Source organism: Komarekiella delphini-convector SJRDD-AB1 (assembly GCF_014831675.1).
In the GTDB taxonomy this organism is placed as follows: domain Bacteria; phylum Cyanobacteriota; class Cyanobacteriia; order Cyanobacteriales; family Nostocaceae; genus Komarekiella.
In genome coordinates this window covers 49,928-67,749 of the sequence record NZ_VJXY01000024.1, presented here as the reverse complement: position 1 = coordinate 67,749, position 17,822 = coordinate 49,928, and the positions used below count along the sequence as shown (strand labels likewise).

At 47.7% G+C, this 17,822-nt stretch carries 5 protein-coding genes; all 5 read left to right on the top strand.

Annotated elements, in window-relative coordinates; all coding sequences use genetic code 11:
• Nucleotides 1–166 precede the first annotated feature (166 nt).
• The 5 genes from FNW02_RS20965 (at nt 167) to FNW02_RS20945 (ending at nt 17,561) form a co-directional block, all read left to right on the top strand.
• Entirely contained in the window at nt 167–523 is a 357-nt protein-coding gene (locus FNW02_RS20965) for a GPW/gp25 family protein (RefSeq protein WP_162399784.1), read from the top strand.
• Entirely contained in the window at nt 516–2,960 is a 2,445-nt protein-coding gene (locus tag FNW02_RS20960) for a putative baseplate assembly protein (RefSeq protein ID WP_191759437.1), read from the top strand. The genes FNW02_RS20965 and FNW02_RS20960 overlap by 8 nt, the downstream gene beginning before the upstream one ends.
• Nucleotides 2,957–8,716 (top strand): putative baseplate assembly protein, encoded by a 5,760-nt coding sequence (locus FNW02_RS20955; protein ID WP_191759436.1) that lies wholly within the window; start codon nt 2,957–2,959, stop codon nt 8,714–8,716. The genes FNW02_RS20960 and FNW02_RS20955 overlap by 4 nt, the downstream gene beginning before the upstream one ends.
• Nucleotides 8,713–13,719, top strand: a complete 5,007-nt coding sequence (locus tag FNW02_RS20950) for a WD40/YVTN/BNR-like repeat-containing protein (RefSeq protein ID WP_191759435.1) — start codon at nt 8,713–8,715, stop codon at nt 13,717–13,719. The genes FNW02_RS20955 and FNW02_RS20950 overlap by 4 nt, the downstream gene beginning before the upstream one ends.
• 158 nt (nt 13,720–13,877) lie before the next feature.
• Nucleotides 13,878–17,561 carry a DUF6519 domain-containing protein gene (locus FNW02_RS20945; protein WP_191759434.1) on the top strand — a complete coding sequence of 1,228 codons (3,684 nt, stop codon included), beginning with the start codon at nt 13,878–13,880 and terminating at the stop codon, nt 17,559–17,561.
• The last annotated feature ends 261 nt before the right edge of the window (nt 17,562–17,822 follow it).

Here is a 17,822-nt window from a genome sequence, read left to right as displayed (position 1 = left end):
GGCTCGTTCGCGAATATCAAAGGCTCATTATTGCATTGCAAAAGATATCTTCCCTGCCCCCCCTCTAATACGCGGTGGTCAGATCCCCGACTTCTTTAAGAAGTCGGGGATCTAATAGCCCAGGGGATCTAATAGCCCAATAATCCTTGGACAATTTGGTAGAACTATGCAGATTGGCTATCCATTTCAAATTGATGGACGAGGACGAGTGGCGGATGCAACCCCAGAACAGCACATTCGCCAGATGATTGAGCAGGTTTTGTTTACACTGCCGGGGGAGCGAGTTAACCGTCCAGACTTTGGCAGCGGTGTACAACAACTCATCTTTGCACCCAACAGTGAAGAACTGGCAGCAGCGACAGAGTTTTTAGTGAAGGGGTCGCTGGAACAGTGGTTAGGGGAGGTGATTGAGGTAGAGGCGGTGGAGGTGCAGAACGAAGACGCCAGTTTACAGATTACAGTGCAGTATCGAGTGCGGCGAACCCAAGAGCGTCAGGTTGTGGAGTTTTCTCGCAATGGTTAGTACACAATATCGATGTAAAAATGAACGACGCCGAAACGAAGTTCGTAAACGCAAGGATGCAGACGGGCTGCCGATTCTGAATGGCATTGATTATTTAGAAGTCGCTACAGATCAAAAAACGCTGTTTGTTCATTTCATCCACATCCTGGAGCAAAATACTTTAACCATCGAAAACATTCAGGTAAGAAGGCTTGAGGGAACAACGGTGATTGAGGTTCCCATTGAATCGGTGAGTGCTTCAAGTCGGCTGTTAACAATTATGGTGACAGCACCTAAAGACGTATTTACGTACACGATGCGATTGGTAGAAGCATTCGGCAATGAAAAACCGCCAACCGGATTTGACTCGCAACTGGCACAGGTAGAATTTTTATTTCAGGTGGCAGATTTGAGCGAGTTTGACTGTAAGACACCTACTGAACCAACTGAAAAACCGCCGCTACCCCCAGTAATTGACTATCTGGCAAAAGATTATACTAGTTTTCGCCAATTGATGCTGGATCGGTTGGCGGTGACAATGCCGCATTGGCAAGAGCGGAGTCCCGCTGACCTAGGGATTATGTTGGTAGAGTTGGTAGCTTATAAGGCAGATTACCTCAGTTATTTCCAGGATGCGGTGGCAACAGAGGCATACTTGGGAACTGCTCGTAAGCGAGTGTCGGTGCGTCGTCATGCCCGTCTACTCAACTACCCGATGCACGATGGCTGTAACGCCCGCACTTGGCTAACACTGCGGGTGAATCAACCCGTGACATTGCCCGATCGCAACACTGCCAAAATACGCTTTTTAACAAATGTGCCTGGTCTTCCCAGCATCCTATCTGAAAAAGAATTTGATATCGCAATTAACCGGGGAGCGCAGGTATTTGAGGCGATGGAGGATACCAAGCTTGATCCTGTCTGCAACGAAATACATTTTTATACTTGGAGTGATCTAACGTGTGTGTTACCTACCGGGGCGATCGCTGCCACACTGAAGGATGAAACAGGGAAACTGGCGCAACTATTACAGCCGGGTACTGTGCTGATCATTGAGGAAGTCAAAGGAGCGCAAAGCGGTGAACCAGCAGATGCCGATTTGACTCATCGTCATGTGGTGCGGTTAACAAAGGTAACGTCAGATCGTGACCCGTTGGAAGATGTGAGCCTGGTAGAGATTGAGTGGTCGCAAGAAGATGCATTACCGTTTCCTATTACCATTTCCCAAATGGTGGGCGATCGCCCCATCTATAACATCAGCATCGTCCGAGGTAACGTTATTTTGGTCGATCACGGCTATACGGTGGATGGCTCAGAACGTATGCTCGACTGGGTATCAGCCAAAAACCGCTACCGGGCGCGTCTGCGGGAAAGACCGCTAACTCAACAGGGACGGGTACGAGACTTCCGTTTTGACCCCACCGCTTCAGCTGCGGCTGTTTGGAAGTGGGAGATGCGTGACGTCATGCCTGCCATTTTCCTAGAAGAACAGGATGCCTCAACTGAAGAGATCAACTTTTGGTATCCCCAGCGAGATTTGCTGAATAGCGATCGCTTTGCCCGCGAGTTTGTCGTAGAAATGGAGGATGATGGACGTGCCTATCTACGGTTTGGTGATGGCCAGGTGGGTAGACAGCCCCAAGCAGACGCTACCCTAACGGCAATCTATCGCATTGGCAACGGCACAGCGGGGAATGTGGGAGCAGAAGCGATCGCTCATCTCTTCTGTAAAGCATGGGATTTCCAAGAAGTTCTGCAAGCAAACACAAATCCCATTCGTAACCCCCTCCCAGCAAGAGGCGGCGTTGACCCAGAACCAATTGAGCAAGTGCGGCTCTATGCGCCCCAAGCATTTCGGACACTGCAACGGGCGGTAACAGAAGCAGATTATGCCGAAATTGTCCAGCGCTTTCCTGGCGTTTCTAGAGCGCTGGCCACCCGCCGCTGGACGGGCAGTTGGTACACGATTTTTATCACAGTAGATCGGCAGAATGGTTTGCTGATTGATGAGACGTTTAAGCAGGAATTGACCAGCTTTTTAGAACAATTTCGCCTAACGGGTCAGGATGTAGAAATCGAAAGTCCGAGCTTTATACCGTTGGATATTGCCCTCAAGGTTCAAGTCGCACCCGATTATTTTCAGAGTCAGGTGAAGGAAGCCTTGCTGAATGCCTTCAGTAATAAAGTGTTGGGTGAGGGACGCCTGGGCTTTTTCCATCCTGATAATTTCAGCTTTGGTCAGCCGGTTTATCTGAGCAAGGTGATTGCACAGGCGATGCAAGTGACGGGTGTACAGTCTGTTACCGCAAAGCGTTTTCAGCGCTGGGGATTGCCTCCACAAAACGAGTTGGAATTAGGGCGAATTGTCCTTGGGCGACTGGAAATTGCTCGCCTAGATAACGACGCCAATATGCCGGGACAAGGCAGACTTGAATTATTGCTGGAGGGAGGCTTATGACGTGTCCCGAACAACCGCAACAACCGCGCAATCGCCCTGGTTTACCCGCCCTGAGTTACCGGATTGGGGACTATGCCTCGTTTCGCGATCGCCTCCTTAGCCGCCTCACTTGCCCCATAGTCACGCCCGACAAGCCCCAGGGCATCTCCCTACGCCAGCTAAATACACGCACCAACGACGACCCCGCGATCGCTCTCTTGGATGCCTGCGCTGTAGTTGCCGATGTCCTCACCTTTTACCAAGAGCGGATCATCAACGAAGGTTATCTGCTCACCGCCACCGAGCGGCGCTCAGTACTAGAATTGGCGCGGATGATTGGCTACGAACTGAATCCGGGTGTCGCCGCTAGTACAGTTTTGGCGTTTACCGTCGAAGATGCCCCCGGTTCTCCCACCGTCGCCACCATTGCCAAAGGTACACAAATCCTCAGTATTCCTGAACAAGACGAACTACCACAGACTTTCGAGACTAGCGAAGACTTCACCGCTCATGTGGAATGGAACGCCCTCAAACCCCGCCCCAACCGTTCCCAAAAGATTACTGATACCCGCCAACTTTACCTCAATGGTACAAGTACCGGATTGCAGCCCGGAGATGTACTGCTACTAATGGATGGAGACGACTCAGACAAGCCTCATTATCTACTCAGTCTCGATACCGTTACACCCAACGCCAAAGATGGTTACACCGTCGTCACTTGGGAACGGCAATTACCCCCTACTCTAGAAAAACCACCCCGCAACCCCGCTGTTATCGCTTTTCGCCAGCGGGCAAACCTGTTTGGCTTCAACGCCCCCCGTTGGGACACCATGCCTGACGAGATTAAGCTAGCAAACGGCGGCAAAATTAAGGGTGGCGTTTATCGCTACAACGTTGGTAGTAATTCTCAGTGGCAGTCAGTCAATACAGGTTTGCTGAGTTTCGACATTCGCTGTCTCGTCGCCAATCCCAAAACAGGTTCCTTGTTTGCTGGAACACCCCTCGGTATTTTTCGCTCTAAAACCAACGGCGAAACCTGGACGCTGAATAACACTGGACTAACGAATTTCAGTATTCAAACCATCCTGGCAGCATCGAATGGGGAACTGTTGGCGGGTAGCACGGGTGGGGGTGTATTTCGCTCTACAGATGATGGCGAAAGTTGGTCGCCCATTGGTATAGGTTCGGTGAAAGTCAAGATTAGCGGAGCAGGTGGGACACAAACCTCGGAGCCGGAAATCACGGGCATTCCCAACACAGTTGTTCATGCTTTGGCGACTGATAATTTCACCCTTACGCCACCAACTCTATCCACAAATGGAACCACAATGACGATTACTAGGGGAGACGGAATTATTCCCCTGAACCTACAACCAGGAGATGCGATCGTTGTTGGGCAACAAATTAGATTTGTCATTGCGGTTAATGCTACAAATCCAGCACAAGTCACTATCAACGATTCGTTTCGCAATCCTCCTCCTCCGTTGCCGAATGGTGCAGAGATTAACCTACCAATTGGAACGGTTTTCATCGCGTTTCGTCCTTCCAGTTCTCCTGGTGCTTCCTCCCTCGTGCTAACGAGTAGTAGCGGGAATTACATCTTTGCGGCGACGGATGTTGGAGTTTATCGCTCCAATGATCAAGGGCATAATTGGGACGGTAAAAATAATTTATCTAATCAGGTTGTTCGATCGCTAGCAGTTTGTCCAGGTTTTATCTTTGCCAAAACCGATCGCGGCATTTCCCAATCTAGTAACCAAGGAGAAAGCTGGAATCCCACAAATCTCACAGATACAGATAAGGTAATTAGATCGCTGGTAGCGTTTGGCAATGATGCGTTTGTGGCTGCAAGCGATGGAGTTTATCAATCGCGCAGTGGGGGAAACTGGGAACAGAAAAACAATGGTTTAATTGATACCAATGTGTGGGCGATCGCAATCAACCAAGTGAGTCAGCAACCGGGTAATCTGTTTGCATTCACAGCTAGCGGCGTTTTCCAATCCATAGACCAAGGCGAGAACTGGACTGTATTTAGTAGTGCCTCGAAAAATCCTGACTTGACTGCCGTTACAGCTTGTGTAAAATCTGTTGTCGCCAATCCAAACCAAATCTTTGTGGGTTCTGCCTTTACTGGTTTTGAGAAAGTGAGTGAAGCAGGCTGGACAAACTACAATATTCCAACTCCACAACCGGGGCAAGATTTTAAAATTGATTTAGATACACTCTATCCCCGGATTATTGCTGATAGCTGGGTGGTGTTACATAATAAAAATCGCTTCCAACTGTGCAAAGTCACAGATGTTGTTGAAACACAGCGCAAGGACTTCACTTTAGACACGAAAATCACGCGAATTCTCACGGATACAGTAATTAGCCAGCTAGAGAAATTCAATCTGCGAGATACGATGGTGCTGGCGCAAAGTGAGACGCTTTTACTGACTAAAGATCCATTAACAGTTGCGGTACAGCAAGAAAATATCTTTTTTGACCCCATCTGGACAAATAAAGTACTGCTAAGTGAGTACATCAAAGGGTTACAGCCTCAGCATCCAGTGGTTATTAGCGGTAAACGCATTCGAGCCGAAGTCTTGAATGTGGGTGGAGTTGTGCAGTCTGGGGATAATGGCGATCGCTGGTTACGTAATAATATTGGCTTAGCTAACACCGAAGTTACTACATTTACTTCCCATCTTCAACCAGAATTAGGGACAATTACCAGAAATTTCACCGCCATCCAGGGAACAGAAACCACCTTCACCAAGGAACTCAAGGTTGGTGCAAGTATTACAGTAAATGGTGAAACTCAGACAATTGATAGTATCTATTCAGACACTTCTTTATTGGTGAAAACAAGATTCACCAATGAGCTATCCGAAGTTCCGTTTATATATACTGGAGCAGGAACAGGGACGATCGCCAGTAGTGACACTATGATTGCAGGCAGCAATACCGTTTTCACTAGAGAGTTGAAAGTGGGTGCTGAGATTAAAGTTGGTGAACAATCAATAAAAGTTAAGGATATTTTTTCTGATACATCGCTGGTTTTAGAGTCTGCTTTCAGTTTAGATTTACCGCCCGGAACAACCTTTACTTACGAGGGCGAGGGAACAGGCAGGATTTCGAGCGATCGCACTGCCATTACAGGCACCAATACTGAGTTTCTCACGTTAAAAGTTGGTCAAGCAATCACAATTAATAATCAAACCAGAGTTGTTACACGCGTTATTTCAGAGACTTCTCTATTTGTTGATGCTGATGTTGACGCTATAGCAAGTCAGTCTTTTGAAAGCAATACGCTGTTTGTGGGAACTAACGGCGGTGGTGTTTTCCGCTCGCTCAACAACGGTAGCACCTGGGAACCCATCAATCGCGGTTTAACAGATCTGATGATTCAGGCGATCGCTACTCAAACCATTCAACCAGAAACCAGTGATCAATCTCCAACTTCAGGATATAGATTGTTTGTGGGCACAGCAAACGGCGTATTCCAAACAGAGAAAGAAATTCAGTGGCAGGAAGTGAATACGAATTTAGTGTATTCTGATGTCCGTGCCCTAATAGTAATAGATAGTGGTGATTTACTGGCGGGGACGCTCAACGGCGGTGTTTTACGCTATGCCAATGATGGACAAACCTGGATGCAGACAGGATTGGATGTTGTCGATGTCCAGACTTTGGCAGTTGACTCTAATGGAGACATCTTTGCTGGAACTATTGCTGATGGTGTGTTCCGCTCTACTGATCAAGGCATCACCTGGAAAAAATTGGATGCGGGATTGGCTAATCCCAACGTTACTAGCTTGGTGGCTTACCGCAAATTGGGAACTGGAAAAGTAACCAGTATTGACGCCAAGGTACTCGGATTGATATCTGAACCGGATGAACCGGGTACAGCATTCACCACAGACTTTGCAGTCGGTGACACAATTACTGTTGCAGGGCAGACACGCCGAGTCACGAAAGTTATTTCTGATATTCGTTTAGATATTGACCGAAAATTTGATCGAGAAGATATCACCGAGGCTAGCAACTTTCAAGTAACACGAGTATTGGCGGGTACTGCTGGTAGTGGGATCTTTCGCCTCAAGTCCAATCAAGAACAGAACCCGATTTGGGAACCTGTTGCCAATAATCCCACCGATTTGAATATTCTGTGTTTGACGATTCAGCCTGTTACTAGCGATTTGTTTGCTGGTACGGCGAGCGGCGGTGTGTTCCGCTCCCGCGATGATGGCAATTTGTGGAAACCCAGCAATGCGGGACTGACTAGCCTAGATCAACAAATCAACCCTACAGGAAAGGTAAACACTGAGTTTCGAGCGATCGCAGTGCTCAATCAACATCTCTTCGCCGTCGGTATTGGTATCCTGATTTCGCCCGATCAGCTTTACACCGTACCAATTCGCTCAGGCGATCGCTTGCAAATTATGTCTCCACCTATACCTCTACCTGAAAAAGGTCGAGAGGAGCAAGCTGAGAACCTGGGACAAAAATGGTTGCTCAAAGACCGTGATGGCTTTACAGGCATAGTCATGACTGCTGAGATGGAAGATATACGGCTCTTAGGGGCAACAGCCGAGGATGAAGCAGTTAGTGAAATGAATGCGATCGCCATTCCACCCAGCGATCAGCAAGAACCATTGCTGACTTTTACAGAGCCAATTCAAAATAGCTACGACCCGCAAACTGTGCAGATTTACGCCAACGTAGTCCGGGCAACTCATGGCGAGACAATTCAAGAGGTGTTGGGTAACGGTGATGGCACAGTGGCGAACCAAAAGTTTATTCTCAACAAGCCGCCGTTAACATACATATCTGCATCTACACCCAGCGGTTCTCAAACCACGCTTCAGATTAGAGTCAACGATGTGCTATGGCAAGAAGTGCCTTCCTTATACCAGCGATCGCCTCTAGAACAGGTTTACATTACCCGCATCGCCAATGATCAAACAGTCACAATTACTTCTGGTGATGGCATCAGCGGGGCGCGACTGCCTACAGGCTTGGAAAATATCACCGCCACTTACCGCAGCGGCATTGGCTTGGCGGGACGAGTGGGTGCTAATCAATTAACTCTACTCAAGACACGTCCTCTAGGCATATCTGAAGTTACCAATCCGCTGCCAGCCACAGGCGCAGCCGACCCAGAAACCATGTTAGAAGCGCAGACAAGCGCCCCTTTAACTATCCGCACTCTGGGGCGAATTGTATCGTTGCAAGACTACGAAGACTTTGCACGGGCCTTTGCTGGTATTGGCAAGGCTCAAGCAAAGTTATTGTGGGCAGGTGAAACCCAGCAGGTGCATATTACTGTAGCGGCAATTGGAGGTGCAGCCGTGCTGCCTGATTCAGCGCTGTACATCAATTTAGTGAAGGCAATTGATGATGCTCGTGATCCGGTGCAACAGGTGCAGGTTGATTCCTACGAACCGTTGGCGTTTAACTTGGAGGCAAAACTGTTAATTGATCAGCGCTACTTGCCAGATAAAGTGCTGGCACAGGTGAAAGCAGCGCTAATGAAGCGGTTTACCTTTGAGCAACGCGACTTTGGGCAGGATGTGACGACAGCAGAAGCGATCGCCACTCTCCAAGCAGTCACAGGCGTTGTGGCCGTCGATCTGGACGCGCTACATCGCCGCGATTTGACCCGCAGTCTGGAATCATCTGTTTCAGCATTGCCCGCCCGTTGGGATGTTGTAAATCGCCAGATCCAACCTGCCCAGTTATTAGCAATCAGTCCGGCTGGAATTAGTCTGCGAGTGGAGGCAAGTTTATGATTCACAACGGCAAGCAACCCGAACGTCTTTACTCTCTTATCCCCGCCATCTACCGGATTCGTGACGAGTCCCAGGATGGAGCGCTGCGATCGCTGCTCAGCATCATTGAGAGCGAACTGCAATTAGTCGAAGAGGATATTGCAAACCTTTATGAAAACTGGTTTATCGAAACCTGCGACGATTGGGTAGTGCCCTACATCGGCAACCTGCTAGCAGTCCGTGAATTGAGTGCCGAAAGCCACCGCACCTCTGGACAGGAGCGCCGCGCCTTCGTTGCCAATACCCTCGCCTATCGCCAACGCAAAGGCACGACCCCTGTATTAGAACAACTGGCGCGAGATGTTACTGGCTGGGGCGTAAGGGCGGTAGAATCTCAAAGGTTGGTGGCAGCAACTCAAAACGTCAACCACATTCGCCCCCAAGCTGTCACCGTCGATCTGCGCCGCATCCGTCAACCAGAGCGGCTAGGCACTCCCTTTGAGGCAGGAGTTGCTTATACTACCCAGATTAGCCCTAGTCGTGGCGGCGGTAGGTATAATCCCAACAGCGTTATCCTCTACTTGTGGCGGTTACAATCCTATCTAGTTGAAAGAGGCAATCCCCGCGCTGTACCAGGGCTTGACTCCGAACCGCAAGGGCGCTATTTCACCTTTAATCCTCTTGGCTATGACAAAATTCCGCTGTTCAACACTCCGCAAACTGAGAGAGAAATCACCAAGTTGGCAGAAGAAATCAACGTTCCTGGCATCCTCACACGGGAACTGTTGAAGGCGTATCCACCAGAAGCGCGGCCAGTACAAGTATTTGTCAAGGGAGAACGGCAGCCGTATCAAGTAGACGACCTCTCAAATTGGCAGTCCGATGCTACTAGTACGCTCGTAGTCGATCCAGAATTGGGACGGTTGGCGTTCTTAAGCGAGCCGCCTGAGCAGGTAGAAGTAACCTATGCTTATGGCTTTAGCGGCGATGTGGGCGGTGGTGTTTACGAACGAACAGATGCGATCGCCCAGCAACCGCCAAGTCCGGGACAAATTACTTGGAAGGTAAATTCTGATGTGTCGGCGTTGTTACAGATGGTCAAAATCTGGAATCAATACGCCCGGAAGTGGCAACATTGCTATGACTTAATCAATTTCCCTGTGGCGCGACTGGTAGTCAGTCCTGAGCAACAGATTTATCGAGTTGATTTAGATAACAAGCAAAAAGAACGCAATCTCAATCTGTCTCCAAATATGCGGGCGGGTATCTTGCAGGGCTTAAAAGCGATCGCTCATCGTGGAGAAATTGACGTGGTGGTGACGCCCGGTATAGCGGTGGATATTCAGGGGCGAATGATGCGGCTAAATGTCCGGCATTCGGTGATTGTGGGCTGCTATCCCGGTCAAACGGTGCGACTGGTGATTTTTTACCCAGAACGAGAATGGGAGCCTCACTGGGAAATTCGGGCGCTACCTGTGCAAGAGTCGGAACAGATGCCAACGGCTTACATTCCGCTGGTAGAACTGACAATCAACGCTGACGGCAGAATTGAGAAAGTCAGCAACGCTGTACGCCAGAATTTTCAGCCGGGGTTTGTAGGTGATTTCAAGTTGTCCATCCCATCTAGTTTAAGTGGCTCGAATGACGTATTGGAGATTTCGACAGCGGGAGCTTTTGCCGTCAACCGTAATGGACAAAAGATAGATCTGATTCAGGTTGTTTCCTACTCATTGCCACCGGAACCACCGAAGACAATGTTGCTGTTTATCGCTCCTGGTAAAGAACCAGGGACAGGCAGACTAGATATTGTTCCCGATACAGAGCGTGTAATTATCGAACTCCAGGGCAACCACACCTATACTCGCAATTTAGCGTTCCAAATTCCCGCAGAAAAGCAGCTGCATCTAGTTGCTAGTAATGGCGATCGCCCCCACCTGTTGGGCAATCTCACAATTCGCGGCATAGCAACCCCCGATACCGAAAATGCAGGTGACTTTTTCCTTGAAGGGCTGCTGGTGGAAGGCAAACTTACTGTGTTACCGGGAAACCTGCAACGGCTGCAAATTGCCCATTCCACACTGGTTCCCCAGGCGGGAGGGCTAGTAGTACAAAAGGCGGAATACGAGATTATAGACGCAGATCCAGAAGATGTTACTTTACTGGCGCTGCTGATGTATAGCCTGACACTGTTGCAACGTTTGCTGCGAGTCGGGCTAAGTAGTAATGGCTTATCGACTCAAGAGCGGATTTCCCAAATGTCACAAATTGTCTTGCAGCAGGTGAGCACCTTGTTTGCAGGCATCCAGCGGGTGATCGAGCAGTTGCAACCGCCGCCGTCAGTATGTGAAGACGATGATTCAGCACAACCTCAACACGGCTGTGCTGCCTTGTGTCAAGAACCCGAAACGAACCTAGATGAGGATAATTCGCTCCTGGCGATCGCTATTTACCAGAGTATTTGTGGAGCGATCGCTTTGGTAGATACTGTGCCGGAACTCCGAATCACCGATAGTATTATTGATGCTGGGGAGGATAGTAATCAAGGGGCGATCGCTGCTTCTGGAGCCGATGTCGATGTGAAGACTTCTACTATTCTGGGTGCTGTTACTGTCCGCAGTTTAGAAGCCCAAGAGAGCATCTTTCGTAATCAAGTTTCTGTCTTACGCAGACAAGTGGGCTGTCTACGCTTCTGCTATGTACCGCAGGGTTCGCGCACACCTCGCCGTTACCGCTGTCAACCCGATTTAATTTTATCTGAACGAATAAAAGAACCTCCAGCAGCGATCGCTACCCTGTCTATTGACCCTGAAACAGGGCAAGTCTATGCGGGAACACGAGGTAATGGTGTATTTCAGTTGCTTGAAGAAGGAATCTGGATACCTCTAAATGCTGAACTGAGCAATTTGAATGTCACAGCCTTACTTGCTGCCGCCATTCCTAGTACTGGCAGTATCTCTAGTACACCCGCATCCCCAAATAGCGTTACAGGCATCAACACCCTCTTCACACAGGAGTTGAGAACTGGAGATTGGATTACTGCTGAAGGTCAAAACCGGATGGTGCGCGAAATTATCTCAGATCAGCAAATTAAGCTAGATGCACCCTTTAACCCCGCTCTCTCCAATGATGGAAAGCCGTTTACAATCCATACCTTATTTGCAGGTACAACAGATGGCACACTGCTGAGAGCAACGTCAACTATTCGTTCTGGTATTGGCACTCTTAGCAGTACTGGTTTGGATGCAAATAACTTCGTCGCGGTAACAGGCTGCAATACTTTTTTCCAAGAACAATTAGCAGCAGGGAGGATAATTACGATCGCTGATCAGCAGCGCACTGTACAGAGAATTGAGTCGAATACGCTGTTGTATATCGATACCGCATTTGATCGCACCGTAACGGGTGAAGAATTTTTGATTACCAATCCAGTTAATGGCACAACCACAGCCGGAACAGGAAAGGTCAGCAGTACGCGCGATCGCACTCTGGTTACAGGCTGTGATACGCGGCTGACTCAAGAAGTCTTTCCTGGAGACGACATCATAATTGTTAATCAACTGCCCACGGGCGAGGAGAAGATACAGAGGCGGACAGGAGTGGCGATCGCTTCTGATACTGTACTCAGCGTCAATGCAGCATTCGATGCTGATTTTGTCAATAGCTTCAAAATTCGGCGCACTGTTTGGACACCCATTACCCCCAACCTCACCAACACCCGCATCAACGCTTTGATGTCATACACTATGAGCGCTGGCACAATTACCAGCATTGGCGACACTGTTACAGGACAACAAACACTATTCAAAACACAATTTACCGCAGGTGACATAATTACCGTTACAGGGACAAAAACGCAAACGCGAAGAGTCACCGAAATTGTTTCCAACACCGAGTTGAAAGTTCACGCACCGTTTGATGCAGATTTAACAACTAACACCTCATTTCAGGTAACGGGTATTTTGATGGGAACGTCTGGGAACGGCGTCTTCCGATCTACCGATGGCGGTAGACAGTGGGTTGCAATGAATCAAGGATTAACAAATCTGGATGTGCGAGCGATCACTCAGCATCCCCGCACTGGCTACCTATTTGTAAGCACTCATGGCAACGGCGTCTTTCGTTCCACCGATCATGGTATGACTTGGACGGATGGCGACCCTCTCGACCCAGAAATCCGCCAGACAGGGTTGACCGTTCCTCACATCACTTGCCTAACCATCAATCCAATCACCGACGATATTTTTGCTGGAACCGAAGGCGGTGGCGTGTTCTGTTCCAGCGATTCTGGACAGCGCTGGATGCCTGCTAAAGATGGGTTATCTCATTCCACCATCACTGCTCTAAGTAGTTTCGCCCACAATGGTACAGGCACTCTTTCCAGCCGCTATACCCAAGTCACCGGACTCGATACCCGCTTTTGTTCAGAATTTCGAGAAGGCGATACCCTCACCATCAACGGACAAACCCGCACTATCATCCAAATACATGCTAATAACGACCTAATCATCAATGACGCCTTTGACCCCGATTTACTAGAAGGAACGACATTCAAAATTGCTAGCCTCTACGCAGGTGCTTCCGAGGGTACGATTTACCGTTCCACTAGCAATGGTAAAACTTGGGAAGTGATCGCCCACCTAACGGATACTGATATCTCAGCATTTGCCGTGCAGCAACGAGCACAAACACACCCAGTGTTATTTGCTGGAACGCAGCTTGGTAGTCTGTATCGACAACAGAGCGATCGCTGGATAGCCCTAAACGAAGGTATCCAAGGTATTGAAGAAACCTTACTGTTGCTGAACCAGATGCAACCTTGCTTCACTACCGAACAATATGGACAACCTGCCTATGCCCAACTTAGCAATATCTGTCCAGTAGAAATTTGCACAGGAGCAGAAGACGGCTCCGAAATGGGTGTTTTTCACTACCTGAAGCAACCGCAGCGTCAGGCAAACCTCCAAGCTAGCTTGCAAGAATATCTGCGCTTTGGGCTACAGGCAGACATTAACTATATAACTTAAATCAATTCTCCAAAATCAGGCTATAAACACAAGCCTGAAAACCTAAATTAAATCTAACTTTCTTAATTACGAATTACGAATTACGAATTACGAATTACGAATTACGAATTACGAATTACGAATTACGAATTACATTAATTCACACAAGGGGACAGCTCATGAAGGGCGACTTTACTCGATTCACCTTCCAACCAGAAAAGCGTTACATCAGCGTGCTGATGCAGCAGGGACGGCTGCAACTAGATGCCGACTGGAATGAGCAAATGAGCATCCTGGGATATCTCAACCAGACTCAAGCGCGAGACATGATTGGAGCTTCGGCCGGTACTTCCGAAACCGAAGGCGGATTCCAACTTCTCCCTACTCCCGACAACACCGACTTAATTATTCGGGAAGGGCGCTTTTATTTGGGTGGGCTATTGTGTGAACTGCGCCTAGGCACACCGATTAGCGTTAAGTGGCTTGATGAGAAGACTATCCAAGTTCCCTTTGTGATGGTGGACGGTTTGACATTGGCCAAAGACCAGTGGGTGGAAATCACGGGACAGAAGTTTAAGAAACGCATCAAAATCTTAAAAGATGACTTGAAGCAACAAACTCTGGAATTAGCAGAGCCAGTACCCAAACCCACAGATGTCGGCGAAACGCTGCAACTACGTCGGCTTATCACCTATAAAACTCAACCTGAATATACCAATCCTCCCGCTCCATCTGCCAACTTACTCTATCTTGTCTATCTAGATCTATGGCAACGACATGTTACGGTAATTGACGATCCAGAACTGCGGGAGGTGGCGCTGAACGGGATTGATACGACTACGCGCCTAAAAACCATTGCTCAGGTGAAGTTGCTGGATGTTACCGAAGATATTCATAAATTGGCACAGATGCAGCTCCAACTGAATCAAGAAACCGGCCTCTTGAAGCAAAAACCGCCGCTTTCAACCTTGGAAAACCTGCCAGCATGGCAAAAACTGCTCAACCATGATGTATGGATGACTGCAAGTACGGCATTAGATCCCACTAGTAGCAATACTTTGGGAAACTATCTGTGTAATGAGAATCGCCTCTACCGGGTGGAAATTCATGCAGATGGCACGTTGGAAAAAGCGACTTTCAAATGGTCGCGCGACAACGGCAGCATTGTTAGTGCTGTAAAGTCTATTGAAGGCAACGTGATCAAGCTCAAAGGTCAGGATGAGTACAAGCTGTTTGCAGATCCATTTTCGCAAGAGAAACCCTGGATTGAAATTATCAGCGAAGCCCAGGAACTCCACAATCAGCCTGGTATTCTAGTTCGGCTCAAGGAGCTAAAACCGCCTAATCAACTATTATTTGACCAGAGCCAAGTACAGGGTACTGAGATTCCCAAAGCAACGCTGAAACAAGCAGAACAGCAGAAGTTAAAGGTGCGTCGCTGGGATGGCAAGGATTCTACCAGTAGCGATTGGAAGGTTCTGGAGGAGGGAATTAAGGTACGTTTTAATACTACCAGTTTGGGCGATGAGTTCCGCAACGGCGACTTCTGGCTGATACCGGCGCGGGCGGCTGGGAAGCAAATTGAGTGGCCAAGGGATCTAGCGAAAGTAAAAGACCAACCAGGGGAACCACTCCCGCAAAAGTCCACAGGGATTGAACACCGTTACGCCATTCTAGCGCTGGTGAAAACTGAAGCAAATACTGGCGAGTTTGTCCCGGCGATTGAAAATGATGATTGGACTCAATCTGATCTCCGTATTAAGTTCCCGCCATTAATCAACTGTTTCGACAAAAACACTGGTTATACTGATGGTTCTTTTGGGATTGGAATTCAGCCAGAAGCGAGATTGCACGTCCGGGGAAATGCGACTCAAATAGCCCAAGGAAAAATTTCGACAGTCGGAAGCGATCGCTCAAAGATTGCGATCGCAGATACTAACCCCAATCAGATTTTAATCTACAAAGGTTACACGCTAACAGTTAACGGTAAGACCAAGCTGGTAACTGATGTTGATATTAACGGTGTCTTAACAGTTGATCCGCCATTTGATGCTCCCCTAACTGAGCAGCTAGTTGAGTTCCAATATCAACAACCCATCATCCGCTTTGAGAGTAGTGCGATCGGCATTTCCCCGCAATTTTTCCTGAACCCACAGGGTAATATTGGCATTGGAACGTTTAACCCATCGGCAAAGCTGGAAATTAGAGGCATTCCCCAAGACCAAACTCCCAGCTTACTGCATATCAGAAATTCTACTGGAGCCAGTTTACTAAACGTCCAAACTGACGGCAAGGTAGGCATCGGTATCGAGCAGCCCCAAGCTAGCCTGGAAGTTAAAGGTATTCTCAAAACTACAACTGGTACGATTAATCCTGGTTTTCTAGAAATTCAACCGCAGGATAACAGTCACGTCAACTTCAGATCAAATGCAGGCTACAGGTTCGACAATAATATCTCAATCGCTAGCGGTGGACTCACAATTACCCAAGGCAGTGCAACGATCGCCAATGATGTCACAGTTAAAAATGGCAATATTAAGGTTCAAACGGGTAGTGCAATCATAAATAATGATGTCACTGTTCAAAATGGCAACCTGAAAGTTGAAAAAGGCAACGCTGCGATCGCCAATGGCCTCACCGTTCAAAATGGGGGAATGACAGTCAAAGGAAATGTGCAAATCAACGAAGGCACTTTAACTATTGGCACTTTCCAAATTACCACCGACGGATTGCAATTTAATAAGCCCATAACTTTTGGTGACAGCATTACTGTCAACCAAGGAATTACCGCCAGAAATGGCATTTCAATTCCCACTGGTGATGTGAATATTGGTACAGGAATTTTGCGAATTGGCAGCTTTCAAATTCGCGGTACTGCGCCCCAATTTAGCGAAGCTGTTAGCTTTAACAACGGCATCACCATCAATCAGGGCGGTGCTACAATTTCTGGCAACATTACCTGTAATTTTAGTAGTGCAGAAAAACTTACCCTGAGAAATTCAATAGGAGAGCCACCAGAGAATTCGCCAGTTATTGATCTTCCTAACCAAAGACTTTCAATTCAAGATGGAGCAAATAAACTCGTTACTTTCTCGCCTCTACAAAACACAAATAACATCAAACTGAATATCTGTGGCAGTGCTGTCATCGGTAAAGAATATGTGAATCGGAATGCTCTAGTAAATTTGGCGCTGGATAATGGACTTCTGGTTGAGGGAGATGTGGGAATTGGTGTATTTGATACTACTCCTCCTATAGCAAAATTAGAAGTTAGAAGTACATCAGATGCTAATAAGATTGCGTTGAATATTACCAAATCAAACCGTGATAGTTTGTTTTATGTGAGAAACGATGGGCAAATTGGAATTGGTACGGGAGGATTAAATCCTTTATTTGCTCCTGTTTTTGATAGTAGTATTCCCCAGGCAGCAGTCAATCAAACTAAGCTATATGTGAAAGGTAACGCTTACGTTGACGGAAATATTTTTGTCAAAAAAGTAACGGGTGGAACGTTCACCAGCAATGATTTTGTCCAGATTTCATCTCGAACTTTAAAGGAAAATATTGCCAATCTATCTAGTCAAGAAGCGACAGAGATGTTGAAAGCGCTCAATCCAGTTAAGTTTAACTATACGATTGAGGGGGATGATCGCACTCCTCACGCCGGATTCATTGCCGAAGAAGTGCCCTCGCTACTTGCATCGTCTGATCACCAAGCAGTACGCCTGCTAGATGTGATCGCAGTGTTGACAAAAACAGTCAAAGATCAGCGAGAAATGTTGATATCGTTAGCTAAGATTGTCAAGCAGCAACAACAGGCGATCGCTACTCTTACAGATAAACTTAATACTTCGGATAAATAACAATCTACTCTTTTGATAATCCCCTAGTCTTAGCATAATACTTTTGAATTAACCAATTCACGAAAATCTTGATACGTATAGATTTCTCATAGGGGCACGGCATTACCCATACGTGTTAACTTAACGTGAAAGCTTAGTCTGATAAGCATTTCAAAGTTTTTCGATGTACCACCTAGATTTGAGATCCCCCCTAACCCCCCTTTCCAAGGGGGGAATTAGAATCGAATGCCCCCTTTTGAAGGGGGTTGGGGGATCTGAAAC

Bases quoted from the DNA above. Each gene is read 5' to 3' on its own strand.
- FNW02_RS20965 (WP_162399784.1), top strand. From the start codon at position 167: ATGCAGATTGGCTATCCATTTCAAATTGATGGACGAGGACGAGTGGCG.
- FNW02_RS20960 (WP_191759437.1), top strand. From the start codon at position 516: ATGGTTAGTACACAATATCGATGTAAAAATGAACGACGCCGAAACGAA.
- FNW02_RS20955 (WP_191759436.1), top strand. From the start codon at position 2,957: ATGACGTGTCCCGAACAACCGCAACAACCGCGCAATCGCCCTGGTTTA.
- FNW02_RS20950 (WP_191759435.1), top strand. From the start codon at position 8,713: ATGATTCACAACGGCAAGCAACCCGAACGTCTTTACTCTCTTATCCCC.
- FNW02_RS20945 (WP_191759434.1), top strand. From the start codon at position 13,878: ATGAAGGGCGACTTTACTCGATTCACCTTCCAACCAGAAAAGCGTTAC.